General features: G+C 71.5%; 10 protein-coding genes. 5 read left to right on the top strand and 5 right to left on the bottom strand.

The window, feature by feature from the left end:
• Nucleotides 1–27 precede the first annotated feature (27 nt).
• From thpD to pip, 5 genes are all read right to left on the bottom strand, one after another.
• Nucleotides 28–933 (bottom strand): ectoine hydroxylase, encoded by a 906-nt coding sequence (gene thpD, locus GNZ18_RS21915; protein ID WP_156218378.1) that lies wholly within the window; start codon nt 931–933, stop codon nt 28–30.
• Nucleotides 933–1,328, bottom strand: a complete 396-nt coding sequence (locus GNZ18_RS21910) for an ectoine synthase (protein ID WP_156218377.1) — start codon at nt 1,326–1,328, stop codon at nt 933–935. Before GNZ18_RS21910 ends, thpD begins: the two co-directional genes overlap by 1 nt.
• A gap of 66 nt (nt 1,329–1,394) precedes the next feature.
• Nucleotides 1,395–2,657, bottom strand: coding sequence for a diaminobutyrate--2-oxoglutarate transaminase (gene ectB, locus GNZ18_RS21905; RefSeq protein ID WP_156218376.1), 1,263 nt, complete (start codon nt 2,655–2,657; stop codon nt 1,395–1,397).
• A 277-nt stretch (nt 2,658–2,934) separates the two neighbouring features.
• Nucleotides 2,935–3,483, bottom strand: a complete 549-nt coding sequence (gene ectA, locus GNZ18_RS21900; RefSeq protein WP_156218375.1) for a diaminobutyrate acetyltransferase — start codon at nt 3,481–3,483, stop codon at nt 2,935–2,937.
• Nucleotides 3,484–4,134: 651 nt separating this feature from the next.
• Complete coding sequence (gene pip, locus GNZ18_RS21895; RefSeq protein WP_156218374.1) at nt 4,135–5,103, bottom strand: prolyl aminopeptidase; 969 nt, start codon at nt 5,101–5,103, stop codon at nt 4,135–4,137.
• Between the two features lie 311 nt (nt 5,104–5,414).
• Between pip and GNZ18_RS21890 the strand changes: the two genes are divergently transcribed.
• The 5 genes from GNZ18_RS21890 to GNZ18_RS21870 all read left to right on the top strand — a co-directional run bounded on the left by GNZ18_RS21890 (nt 5,415) and on the right by GNZ18_RS21870 (nt 12,028).
• Nucleotides 5,415–7,085, top strand: coding sequence for a hypothetical protein (locus GNZ18_RS21890; RefSeq protein ID WP_156218373.1), 1,671 nt, complete (start codon nt 5,415–5,417; stop codon nt 7,083–7,085).
• Nucleotides 7,086–7,578: 493 nt separating this feature from the next.
• Complete coding sequence (pyrG, locus tag GNZ18_RS21885) at nt 7,579–9,270, top strand: CTP synthase (protein WP_156218372.1); 1,692 nt, start codon at nt 7,579–7,581, stop codon at nt 9,268–9,270.
• Complete coding sequence (locus GNZ18_RS21880) at nt 9,267–9,908, top strand: NUDIX domain-containing protein (protein WP_214617890.1); 642 nt, start codon at nt 9,267–9,269, stop codon at nt 9,906–9,908. The genes pyrG and GNZ18_RS21880 overlap by 4 nt, the downstream gene beginning before the upstream one ends.
• Before the next feature lie 47 nt (nt 9,909–9,955).
• Nucleotides 9,956–11,017: a site-specific tyrosine recombinase XerD gene (locus GNZ18_RS21875; RefSeq protein WP_374225452.1), complete on the top strand. Its 1,062-nt coding sequence runs from the start codon at nt 9,956–9,958 to the stop codon at nt 11,015–11,017.
• A 126-nt stretch (nt 11,018–11,143) separates the two neighbouring features.
• Complete coding sequence (locus GNZ18_RS21870; protein ID WP_374225459.1) at nt 11,144–12,028, top strand: ParA family protein; 885 nt, start codon at nt 11,144–11,146, stop codon at nt 12,026–12,028.
• Nucleotides 12,029–12,031: the final 3 nt, after the last annotated feature.

Genomic DNA, 12,031 nt, shown 5'->3' with positions numbered 1-12,031 from the left:
TGATCGGTCGGGGTTATCGAATTGTTGTCAGACGACCGGCGTGAAGTCGCGGGCCCCGATGAACGAGGGACGCGGCGCGGGTGCGGCGAACGGCTCGACGCACGTGTTCTCGACGCTGTTGAACACCACGAACACGTTGGAGCGCGGGAACGGGGTGATGTTCCCGTTCGAGCCGTGCATGCAGTTGCAGTCGAACATGGTCGCCGAGCCCGCCGGGCCCGTGAACAGCTCGATCCCGTGCTTGTCGGCGAGGATGGACAGGCTGCCCGGGTCGGGCGTGCCGATCTCCTGGCCGCGCAGGGATTCCTTGTAGTGGTCGGACGGGGTCTCCCCGACGCAGGCCACGAAGGTCTTGTGCGAACCAGGCATGATCATTAGCCCGCCATTGTGCACGAAATTCTCGGTGAGCGCGATGGAAATGCTCACCGCGCGCATGCGCGGCATCCCGTCCTCGGCGTGCCAGGTCTCGAAGTCCGAGTGCCAGTAGAAGTCCTTGCCAGTGAACCCTGGCTTGTAATTGACCCGGCTCTGGTGCACGTAGACGTCGGAGCCGAGGATCTGCCGGGCCCGCCCGACCACGCGCGGGTCGCGGACGAGCGCCGCGAACACCTCGCTGATCCGGTGGACCTCGAAGATGGAGCGGACCTCGTCCGAGCCGCGCTCGGTGACGGTGCGCTCGTCGGCGAGGATCGCGGGGTCGGCGGCCATCCGGCGCAGCTCGGCGCGGTAGTCCTCGACCTCGGCGGGCGTCAGCAGCTCCTCGACGCTGAGGTAGCCGTTGGCGTCGAAGGAGTCGAGCGTGGCGGAGTCGATGGGACCGTCCTGCGGCTTCCCGTACACGACGGGATCCTGGCGGTACAGCAGGGCGGCCTCGGCGGCCTTGCGGGTGGGGTAGGAGTCGTCGAGCGTGGGATGGGACTCGATGATGCTCATCAGGCGTCCTCCTCCTTGAGCAGCGGGTAGATGCCGTTCTCGTCGTGGACCTCCCGGCCCGTGCAGGGCGGGTTGAAGACGCAGACGGTCCGCACGTCGGTGTGGGCACGCAGGGTGTGGTGCTCGTGCCCGTCCAGCAGGTACATCACGCCGGGCTCGATGCGGTGCTTCTCGCCGGTCTCCTCGTTGACCAGTTCCCCCTGACCCCCGATGCAGTAGACGGCCTCGATGTGGTTCGCGTACCACATCCGCGTCTCGGTGCCGGCGTACAGGATGGTCTCGTGCAGCGAGAAGCCCACGCCCTCCTTGGCCAGGACGAAGCGGCGGCTGCACCAGGTCTCGGCCCGCACGTCGCGCTCGGTGTCGATGATCTCCTCAAGGGAACGTACGATCATGAATCTCCTCTTTCCGCTGAAGCCGTGACGGTGTGTCGATGGGGCCGGGGCCCGTGCGGGCGCGGCTCAGACCGCCACGGCCGAGCGGACGGCCTCGACGGACTCGGCGACGATCTCCAGGCCGCGGCCGAGGTCGGCCTCGCTGGTGGTGAGCGGCGGCAGCAGCTTCACCACCTCGCTCTCCGGCCCGGAGGTCTCCATCAGCAGCCCGCGGCTGAACGCCTCCTCGCACACCTTGGGCGCGAGGTCGGCGTCCGACATGACCAGGCCCCAGGCGAGGCCCCGGCCGCGGACGGAGTCGATCGCCCCGGCGTGCTGGAGCGCGATCGCGTTCAGCGCCGTCTCGACCTGCTGGCCCTTGGCGAGCGTCTGCTTCTCCATCCCGGCGCCCAGCCAGTACTCCTCCAGCGCGGCGACGGCGGTCACGAACGCCGGGTTGAAGCCGCGGAAGGTGCCGTTGTGCTCGCCCGGCTCCCACACGTCCAGGTCGCGGCGCATCAGCGTGACCGCGAACGGGAGCCCGTAGCCGCTGAGCGACTTGGACAGGCAGACGATGTCGGGCGTGATCCCGGCCTCCTCGAAGCTGAAGAACGGCCCGGTGCGCCCGCAGCCCATCTGCACGTCGTCCACGATCAGCAGGATGTCGTGGCGGCGGCACAGGTCCTGGAGGCCGCGCAGCCACTCGGCGGTCGCGACGTTGATGCCGCCCTCGCCCTGGATCGTCTCGACGATCACGGCGGCGGGCTTGTCCAGGCCGCTGCCGCTGTCGTCCAGCATCGTCTCGAACAGCAGGAAGTCGGGCGTGCGGCCGTCGAGGTAGTTGTCGTAGGGCATCGCCACGCCGTGGCCGAGCGGGACCCCGGCGCCGGTGCGCTTCATCGAGTTGCCCGTGACGGCCAGCGCGCCGAGCGTCATCCCGTGGAAGGCGTTGGTGAAGCTCACGATGGTCTCGCGGCCGGTGTACTTGCGCGCCAGCTTCAGCGCGGCCTCCACCGAGTGGTTGCCCGCCGGGCCGGGGAACTGGACCTTGTAGTCCAGGCCGCGCGGCGCGAGCACGTACTCGTTGAACCGTTCCAGGAAGTCTCGCTTTGCCGTGGTGTACATGTCGAGCCCGTGCACCACCGCGTCGCCGGCGAGGTAGTCGATGAGCCGGCGTTTCAGTTGCGGGTTGTTGTGCCCGTAGTTCAGCGTGCCGGCGCCGGCGAAGAAGTCGAGGTAGGTGCGTCCGTTCTCGTCGGTCATGTGGCTGCCCTTGGCGGTCGTGAACACCGTGGGCCATCCTCGGCAATAGCCGCGGACCTCAGATTCCATGCGGGCGAAAACGTCCATGGTCTGCCTCCGGCAGGTGTGGATGGGAGCGGGGTTGCGTGCGGACGAACGGGGCGGGTGGACGGACATCTCGTGTGGGCGATCGTGTCGCGGGCGGTTCAAGCCGTCGTTCTGGTGCAAGCCGTCGGTCGGGGGCGCGGAGTCGGGGGCGGTCGGGTCGGGGATGCGGGCTGATCGGGCGGGCCGATCGGTGCGGGCGATCCGTCCGGGTGATGGGCCGTCGGCGATCGCCGCGGCGGTGGCCGCGCGGGCGATGGGCCGGTGCCGGGACATCCGCCTAGTTCACGCCGGGGAGCGGGCCGATCCGGAAGAGGACCTCGGGCTCGTGCCCCCTGCCGGGAAAGTGCTCGGTCCCGAACAGGGGGCTGCGGTCCAGGTCGCAGCCGTGATCGCGGGCGAACGAGGAGAACATCGCGGTGGAGGCGGCGTTGTCCGGCGTCACGGTCGCCTCCAGGTACCGCTGGCCGCGGGCCACCTGGCGGCCCGCGAGCTGGTCCAGCATGCGGCGGGCGAGGCCCCGGCCGCGGTAGGACTCGTCGACGGCCACCTGCCAGACGAAGAACGTGTCGGGACGGGCCGGCCGCACGTAGCCGGTGATGAACCCGCAGAGCGCGGATCCGTCACGGGCCACCACGGAGGTGTCGGCGAAGTCGCGGCACCACAGCGTGTAGCTGTAGGGCGAGTTGACGTCCAGGACGTGGGACTCGTTCGCGATCCGCCACAGCCCGGGGCCGTCGGTGAGGCTCGGCTCCTGGAGTTGCACGTCCGCGTTCGTCTCGGTCCGTTCGGGGCGTCGGGTCGGTGATTCCAGGGGTTGCGCTGCCATGTCCAGGCAACTTAGCGAATCGCCCCGCGTGATCGCTCCGGAATGTTATCTGCGAGATGTTTAGGACGCTCGCGCAATGGGTATGGCAGTACGCTTGCCAATTTCGGACATATTTCGACGATGTTAACGCCGTGCCGCGGCGCGCATTTCCCCCTGTTATCCAGGCGGGACTGCCGAATGGGCGGACGACCCCTCGTGCGGCCCATCTGCCCGTCACTCTAGTAAGTACTCGGGTTGGGGGGAGCTGAATTCTGTATCGGTTGTGTGAGGTGAATCACTGAGATTCGCTGACAACGCGCCGCTGTGTGGGGGCGTCGTCACGCGTCTGCGGAGGTCGGACCGGTCCCCGCCACGCTGGGGCGGGTGGGGATCAAGGTATGAACCCGGGCATCCCGGCATGTCTCACACTCACCTTGCGACGAGACGTGCCATCTGTCCAGGCAAGGGTTTGGTGGCCGGAGGGTAAGGCTTCGGCCGGTTTTTCGGACGTCCCCCGGCGCCATCGGGGCCGCGCGGGAACGCGCGGCCCCGTTCCATTCCGGATCCACCGCCCGGCGCGTTGCGGCGGCCCCGTAATCGAGGCTTGCCGGAACCGGTCAGGTGGCTTCCCGGAGATTTTCAGATTGCTTCCAGCCGCCTGCGGGCGAGCATTCAGCGGGCGTCCGCGAAACGGTCGGTCGCCTCGATGAGCCGGTGCAGGATGCCCGGCTCGCTATAGGCGTGGCCCGCGTCGTCCACGAGGTGGAACTCCGCCTCCGGCCACGCCCGGTGCAGGTCCCACGCCGTCGCCGCGGGCGTGCACACGTCGTAGCGGCCCTGCACGATCACGGCCGGGATGTGGCGGATCCTGTCCACGTCCCGGATGAGCTGCTCCGGCTCGAAGAACCCCTCGTTGACGAAGTAGTGGTTCTCGATCCGCGCGAACGCGACCGCGTAGTCGGGCTCGGCGAAGCCCGCCGCCAGCTCGGGGTCGGGCCGCAGCGTCACCGTCGACCCCTCCCACGTCGACCACGCCTTCGCCGCCGCCACCCGGACGTCGCGGTCCGGGGAGTTCAGCCGCTCGTGGAAGGCCGCGATGAGGTCCTCCCGCTCGTCCTCGGGGATCGGCTCGACGTAGCTCTCCCACAGGTCGGGGAACAGCAGCGACGCGCCCTCCTGGTAGAACCAGTACAGCTCGAACGGCCGCAGCGTGAAGATGCCGCGCAGCACCAGCTCGCTCACCCGCTCCGGATGCGTCTGCGCATACGCCAGCGACAGCGCGCTGCCCCAGCTCCCGCCGAACACCAGCCACCGCTCGATGCCCAGGTGCTCGCGCAGCCGCTCCATGTCGGCGACGAGGTTCCAGGTGGTGTTCGCCTCCAGCGACACGCCCGGGTCCTTGGCGTGCGGCAGGCTCCGCCCGCAGTTGCGCTGGTCGAACAGCACGATCCGGTACGAGTCCGGGTCGAACTGGCGGCGGTGCGCCGCGCTGCACCCGCCCCCCGGGCCGCCGTGCACCATCACCGCCGGCTTCCCCTCGGGGTTCCCGCAGACCTCCCAGTAGACGCTGTCGCCGTCGCCGACGTCGAGCAGCCCGGAGTCATACGGCTCGATCGGCGGATACAAGGTGCGAAGTTCCATGGTGCGCGATTGTCCCACCAGCGCTTCCTCACCGCGTCTTCGTCGCGTTCCCGTGTCGCGGGGGTGTGACACGTGGCACCGTGGGACCGGGCCGAACGCGCACCGCGAAAACCGTGATCAGGCGTCCTGCGTGCGCGAACGTCCCGCGAGCATCAAGAATCCAAACCCCCAAACTGGGCAAACGCTCTGCGGGAGCGCACTAGAGTGCCTTTCGTGAGCGAAGCGACGAGCCGTAGGGCGAGGAGTGAAGCGAGCACCATGTCCATGGCAGCCCCGCGAACGCGGCTCCGAGCCGCCAGGCGAGGAACAAAGTGAGTGAGCTGAACGGATCGGGTGGTTCGCGCGGGATCCCGGACGCGGGCTCCCCCTGGCCCGCGATGGGCCGCGACCCCGCCCAGCAGCCGATACAGATGTCCAAGCCCGGCGAGGCCACCCGTCCGGAGGTGGAGCAGCCCGAGGCCCAGCCCTGGGACATCGTCGAGCGGCTCCGCCAGATGGCCGACCTCATCGGCGACGCCCTCGCCGCGGGCGAGCGCAAGGTCAGCGAGACGCAGACCGAGACCGCCGCCCAGGTCGCCGCCGTGCAGGCGGAGAAGGAGTCGGCGCAGCGGGACGCCGCGGCCGCGTGGGGTGAGGTGCAGCGTGCGCGCGGTCAGGCCGAGCAGGCCGACCGCCGCGCCGTGGAGGCCGAGCGCCGCGTCGCCGAGACGCAGACCGAGTCCGCCGCGCAGCTCGCCGCCGTGCAGGCGGAGAAGGAGTCGGCGCAGCGGGACGCCGCGGCCGCGTGGGGTGAGGTGCAGCGTGCGCGCGGTCAGGCCGAGCAGGCCGACCGCCGCGCCGTCGAGGCCGACCGCAAGGCCGCCGACGCCGAGCGCCGCACCGCCGAGGTCCAGAACGAGGCCGTCACCCAGATCGCCGCGCTGCAGACCGAGAAGGAGGCCGCGCAACGCGACGCGGCCGCCGCCTGGAACCAGGCCCAGCAGGGCCGCACCCAGGCCGACCAGCTCCGCGGCCAGGCCGAGCAGGCCCGCATGCAGGCCGACCAGGCCCGCGGCCAGGCCGAGCAGGCCCGCGCCCAGATGGAGCAGCTCCAGGCGCAGGTCGAGCAGGCCGAGCGCCGCGTCGCCGAGGCCGAGGCGACCGTCCGGCAGGCGATCCAGCAGCGCGACGCGATGAGCGAGGCCCGCGACGACGCCCTGCGCGCCGTCGAGGACGCCGTCGGCGGCCGCCGCTCCGCCGAGGCCGAGCGCGACCGCGTCGCCGACCAGGCGTCCGAGCTGTCCCGCGCCCTGGAGAACGCGCACGCCGAACTCGCCGCGCTGCGCGCCAAGGTCACCGACGCCGAGATGACCGCGCAGAACCTCCAGCACGCCGTCGTCGCCGCCGGCAAGGAGGCCGACGAGACCCGCCGCCGCGCCGAGTCCTCCGAGCGCCGCGCCCAGGAGAACGAGCGCCGCGCCCAGGACGCCGAGCGCCGCGCCGCCGACGCCGAGCGCCGCGCCCAGGACGCCACCGTCCGCGCCGAGACCGCCGAGGCCGAGCGCCAGCAGGCCCTCGACACCGCCGCGCAGTCGCTGGAGGCCGCCAAGAAGGCCGAACGCGAGCGCGACAACGGCGCCAAGGCCCGCGAGGCCGCCGAACGCACCCGCGAGGCCGCCGTCCAGGCCCAGGCCCGCGCCGAGTCCGAGCTGACCCTCGCCCGCGGCCGCGCCGACCAGGCCGGCCGCGAACGCGACAAGGCCGTGGCCGGCATGCGCCAGATGGCCGCCGAACGCGACGCCATCGCCGAGAAGCTCGCCGAACGCGACCAGTGGGTCGACCAACTGGCCCAGGCCGTCACCGAGCAGCGCGCCTCGATAGCCGAGCTGTCCCAGGAGCGCGACGCCGCCCGCAACGCCGCCGACCAGGCCCGATCCCTGATAGACGAGCTGACCCGCCAACTCCGCACCATCATGCCCAACGGTTCCCCTACTCCGTTCTGATTGAAGTGCCCTCGGCGTCAGGCGCAGAGCGCCTTCCTTCAACGGGAACTGCGCGATCGCTAGCATCGCTCCGAACTCGCCTGGCGGCTCGCTGCGCGATCAGGTTCTCGCAGGCTCGAACCTGGCTTCGCACGCGATCGCCGGCCGGGCTCGTTGACGGCTGAGCCGCCGGCCGAGGTCGCCGCGTCCCGAGGGTTGCGGTAGGCGTACCTGCACCGGCCACCCCAGCCCGCGCCGGCGGGTGGGTGTCGGTCTGAACCTCGGCCGTCAGCGTGCGGGAAGGTTGCGATCGCGTCCGAAGGCAGATGCGAGCGAAGCAAGCATCTGATCGCGAAGCGAGCCGCCAGGCGAGTTCGGAGCGATGCCAGCGATCGCCCGCAGTTCCCGCCGAAGGAGGGAGCGCCAGCGACCGACGCCAAGGGGACTGCCAGTAAGCTGGTACTCCGTGGACAGTGAGACTGTTCCGCCTCGCAACGACCACGGGAGCGTCTTCTTGCCTTCGGCAGCCCCTGGTAGGCCCCGCCCTACCAAGCATCTCTTCGTCACCGGCGGTGTCGCCTCAAGCCTCGGCAAGGGACTGACGGCGTCCAGTCTGGGGCGGCTTCTCACGCTTCGGGGCCTGCGGGTCACGATGCAGAAGCTCGACCCCTATCTCAACGTCGACCCCGGGACGATGAACCCGTTCCAGCACGGGGAGGTCTTCGTCACCGACGACGGGGCGGAGACCGATCTGGACATCGGCCACTACGAGCGGTTCCTGGACACCGAGCTGCACGGGTCCGCGAACGTGACCACGGGGCAGGTCTACTCGAACGTGATCGCCAAGGAGCGGCGCGGCGAGTACCTCGGGGACACGGTGCAGGTGATCCCGCACATCACCAACGAGATCAAGGACCGGATCCGGGGGATGGCCGCCGACTCCGAGGTCGACGTGGTGATCACCGAGGTCGGGGGGACGGTCGGGGACATCGAGTCGCTGCCCTTCCTTGAGTCGGTGCGGCAGATCCGGCACGAGATCGGGCGGGACAACTGCTTCTTCCTGCACGTGTCGCTGCTGCCCTACATCGGGCCGTCGGGGGAGCTGAAGACCAAGCCGACGCAGCACTCGGTGGCGGCGCTGCGCTCGATCGGCATCCAGCCGGACGCGATCGTGTGCCGGTCGGACCGGCCGATCACCGACGGGCTCAAGCACAAGATCAGCCTGATGTGCGACGTGGACCGGGAGGCCGTGGTGTCGGCGGTGGACGCCGCCTCCATCTACGACATCCCGAAGGTGCTGCACTCGGAGGGGCTGGACGCGTACGTGGTGCGGCGGCTCGGGCTGCCGTTCCGCGACGTGGACTGGGGCGCGTGGGACGAGCTGCTGCGCCGCGTCCACAAGCCCGCGCGGGAGGTCACGATCGCGCTGGTCGGCAAGTACATCGACCTGCCCGACGCGTACCTGTCGGTGACCGAGGCGCTGCGGCACGGCGGGTTCGGCAACGACGCCAGGGTGCGGATCCGGTGGGTGAAGAGCGACGACTGCGAGACGCCTGAGGGCGCCAAGCGGGAGCTGGACGGCGTCGACGGCGTGCTCATCCCCGGCGGGTTCGGCGTGCGCGGGATCGAGGGGAAGGTCGGCGCGGTCCGGCACGCGCGGGAGAACCGGGTGCCGCTGCTCGGCATCTGCCTGGGCCTCCAGTGCATGGTGATCGAGGCGGCGCGGACCCTCGCCGGGCTGGACGGGGCGGGCAGCACCGAGTTCGAGGCGTCCGCCGAGCATCCGGTCGTGGCGACGATGGCCGACCAGGTCGACGTGGTCGCGGGCGAGCGCGACATGGGCGGGACGATGCGGCTCGGGCTGTACCCCGCCGACCTCGCCGACGATTCGCTGGTGCGCGAGCTGTACGGGGAGGCGAAGGTGTCCGAGCGGCACCGGCACCGGTACGAGGTCAACAACGCCTACCGCGACCGGCTGGAGGAGGCGGGGCTGCGGTTCAGCGGCCTGTCGCCGGACGGGCGGCTCGTGGAGTACGCCGAGCTGCCGGGCGGGCAGCACCCGTTCTTCGTCGGCACGCAGGCGCATCCGGAGTTCCGGTCGCGGCCGACGCGCCCGCACCCGCTGTTCACCGGGCTGGTGTCGGCGGCGCTGGACTATTCGGCGGCGCGGGGCCAGGGCGACGCGGGCCGGGTGGCGGCGTCGTGAGCGGCGGGCTCGGGCCCGACGACGTCCGCGACCGTCCGGAGCGGTGGGAGGTCACCGGGGAGGAGGCCGTCTTCACCGGGCACGTGTTCGGGGTGCGCCGCGACACGGTGGTGATGCCGCGCGGCGAGGGGACCGAGGGCGTCGGGCGGGACGTCATCGTCCATCCCGGGTCCGTGGGCATCCTCGCGCTCGACGAGCACGACCGCGTGCTGCTGCTGCGGCAGTACCGGCATCCCGTCGCCTACCTGCTGTGGGAGGCGCCCGCCGGGCTGCGGGACGTGGCGGGGGAGCCGCTGCACAAGCTCGCCGAGCGGGAGCTGCTGGAGGAGGCGGGCTACCGCGCCGACCGGTGGGACACGCTGGTCGACGTGTTCCCCTCGTCCGGGATGTCGGACGAGCGGGTCCGGATCTTCCTGGCCCGGGGCCTCACCGAGGTGCCCGCCGCCGAGATCGACTTCGAGCGGGTGCACGAGGAGGCCGACATGCCGGTCGTGTGGGTGCCGCTTGGGGAGGCCGTCCGGAAGGTCCTCGCGGGCGAGGTGCACAACATGATCGCCACGGTGGGCATCCTCGCCGCGCACGCCGCGCGGGCGGACGGGTTCGGCGGGCTGCGGCCGGTGGACGCCCCCGAGGGCTGAGGGCGCGCGCCGCCGCGATGAGGTCTCGCGGCGGCGCGGGAGGGGGCATGATGGGCACGACCCACCCGGGCGCGACCCGCCCGCGGCCGCACGGCTCCGCCCCGATCGCCAGAAGAGGTGCCGCACTGTCCCCGAGCACGACCGGCCGGCCCCCCGCGCGGGACGCCGGCGCGGGTTCCCCGCTGGACTCGGCCGTGCGCACCTATCTCGGGCACCTGGCCGTCGAGCGCGGGCTGGCCGCCAACACCCTCAGCTCCTACCGGCGCGACCTGCGGCGCTACGCGCTCGTGCAGGGGGAGCGGGGCCGCACGTCCATCGACCAGATCACCGAGGACGACGTCCGCGCGTTCCTGGTGGGGCTGCGGGAGGGCGACCCCGGCCATCCGCCGCTGTCGGCGGGGTCGGCGGCGCGCGCGCTCGTCGCGGTCCGCGGGCTGCACCGGTTCGCGGTGCGGGAGGGCCTCGCGCCCGGCGACCCCGCGGGCGACGTCAAGCCGCCCACGCCGCCCCGGCGGCTGCCCAAGGCGATCTCGCTGGACGAGGTCGAGCGGCTCCTCGCGGTGGCGGCGGGGCCGGCGGAGGGCGACGCGGGCGCCGCGCGGGGGCTGCGCGACCGGGCGCTGCTGGAGCTGCTGTACGGGTCGGGGGCGCGGATCTCCGAGGCCGTCGGCCTGGACGTCGACGACCTCGACCTGGCGGAGGGGTTCGCGCGCGTCGCCGGCAAGGGCGGCAAGGCCCGGATCGTCCCGATCGGCGACTACGCCCGGCAGGCCGTCGAGGGCTACCTGGTGCGCGCGCGCCCCGGGCTGGCCGCCGCCGGACGCGGCGTCCCCGCCCTGTTCCTCAACGCGCGGGGCGGGCGGCTGTCGCGGCAGGGCGCGTGGATGGTGCTGCGCGCCGCCGCCGACCGGGCCGGGCTGTCGGAGGTGTCCCCGCACACGCTGCGGCACTCGTTCGCGACGCACCTGCTGGACGGCGGCGCCGACGTGCGCGTCGTGCAGGAGTTGCTCGGACACGCCTCGGTGACCACCACACAGGTCTACACTCTCGTCACGGTGCAGTTGCTGCGCGAGGTGTACGCCACCTCGCACCCCCGCGCGCGGAGCTGACAAAAGCCGCTGCCCGCGCGCGTCGGCTTGAGCCTGGAGAGGCGGGGGCCTAGAGTCCCCGTTCTGGATGGCGTTTCCGGCCACCCGGGGAGGGATCTGGTGACCAGCAGGAACCGTGCGGAGGGAGTGCTCTCGTCCGCCACCATAGAGACCGACCCGAGTCGGGCCCTCGGTCCGACGCAGCGCCCCGTCCCGGTGTTCCCCGAGCCGGAGCCGCTGGAGGAGCACGGTCCCGCCCGCATCGTGGCCGTGTGCAACCAGAAGGGCGGGGTCGGGAAGACGACCACGACCATCAACCTGGGCGCCGCGCTCGCCGAGTACGGGCGCCGGGTGCTGCTCGTCGACTTCGATCCGCAGGGCGCGCTGTCGGTGGGCCTGGGCAAGGGCGACCCCCGCCAGCTCGACATCACGATCCACAACCTGCTGCTGGAGAAGGACACCGAGTGGGAGGACGTCGTCATCGAGACCGGTGTCGACGGCATGGACCTGCTCCCCAGCAACATCGACCTGTCGGGCGCCGAGGTGCAGCTCGTCCACGAGGTCGGGCGCGAGTACATCCTGCAGCAGACGCTGAAGTCGGCCGTCCCGCACTACGACTACATCCTCATCGACTGCCAGCCCTCGCTCGGCCTGCTGACCGTCAACGCGCTGGCCGCCAGCGAGGGCGTGCTGATCCCGCTGGAGTGCGAGTACTTCGCGATGCGCGGCGTCGCGCTGCTGATGGAGACGATCGACAAGGTGCAGGGCCGGATCAACCCCGACCTGGTCATCGACGGCGTCCTCGGCACCATGTACGACTCGCGGACCCTGCACACCCGCGAGGTCCTCGGCCGCATCGTCGAGGCGTTCGGCGACAAGGTCTTCCACACCGTCATCAACCGCACGGTGCGCTTCCCCGACGCGACCGTCGCGGGCGAGCCGATCACCTACTTCGACCCCAACTCGATGGGCGCGAACGCCTACCGCGGCCTGGCCCGGGAGGTGCTCGAACGGTGGGCGCAGGTCGGCTGAGGG

The sequence above is a fragment of the Actinomadura litoris genome, from assembly GCF_009733595.1.
GTDB classification, from domain to species: Bacteria; Actinomycetota; Actinomycetes; order Streptosporangiales; family Streptosporangiaceae; genus Spirillospora; species Spirillospora litoris.
This window is presented reverse-complemented; position numbering and strand designations above follow the sequence as displayed.

Bases quoted from the DNA above. Each gene is read 5' to 3' on its own strand.
- ectA (WP_156218375.1), bottom strand. From the start codon at position 3,483: ATGGCAGCGCAACCCCTGGAATCACCGACCCGACGCCCCGAACGGACC.
- thpD (WP_156218378.1), bottom strand. From the start codon at position 933: ATGAGCATCATCGAGTCCCATCCCACGCTCGACGACTCCTACCCCACC.
- ectB (WP_156218376.1), bottom strand. From the start codon at position 2,657: ATGGACGTTTTCGCCCGCATGGAATCTGAGGTCCGCGGCTATTGCCGA.
- GNZ18_RS21910 (WP_156218377.1), bottom strand. From the start codon at position 1,328: ATGATCGTACGTTCCCTTGAGGAGATCATCGACACCGAGCGCGACGTG.
- GNZ18_RS21875 (WP_374225452.1), top strand. From the start codon at position 9,956: ATGATGGGCACGACCCACCCGGGCGCGACCCGCCCGCGGCCGCACGGC.
- pip (WP_156218374.1), bottom strand. From the start codon at position 5,103: ATGGAACTTCGCACCTTGTATCCGCCGATCGAGCCGTATGACTCCGGG.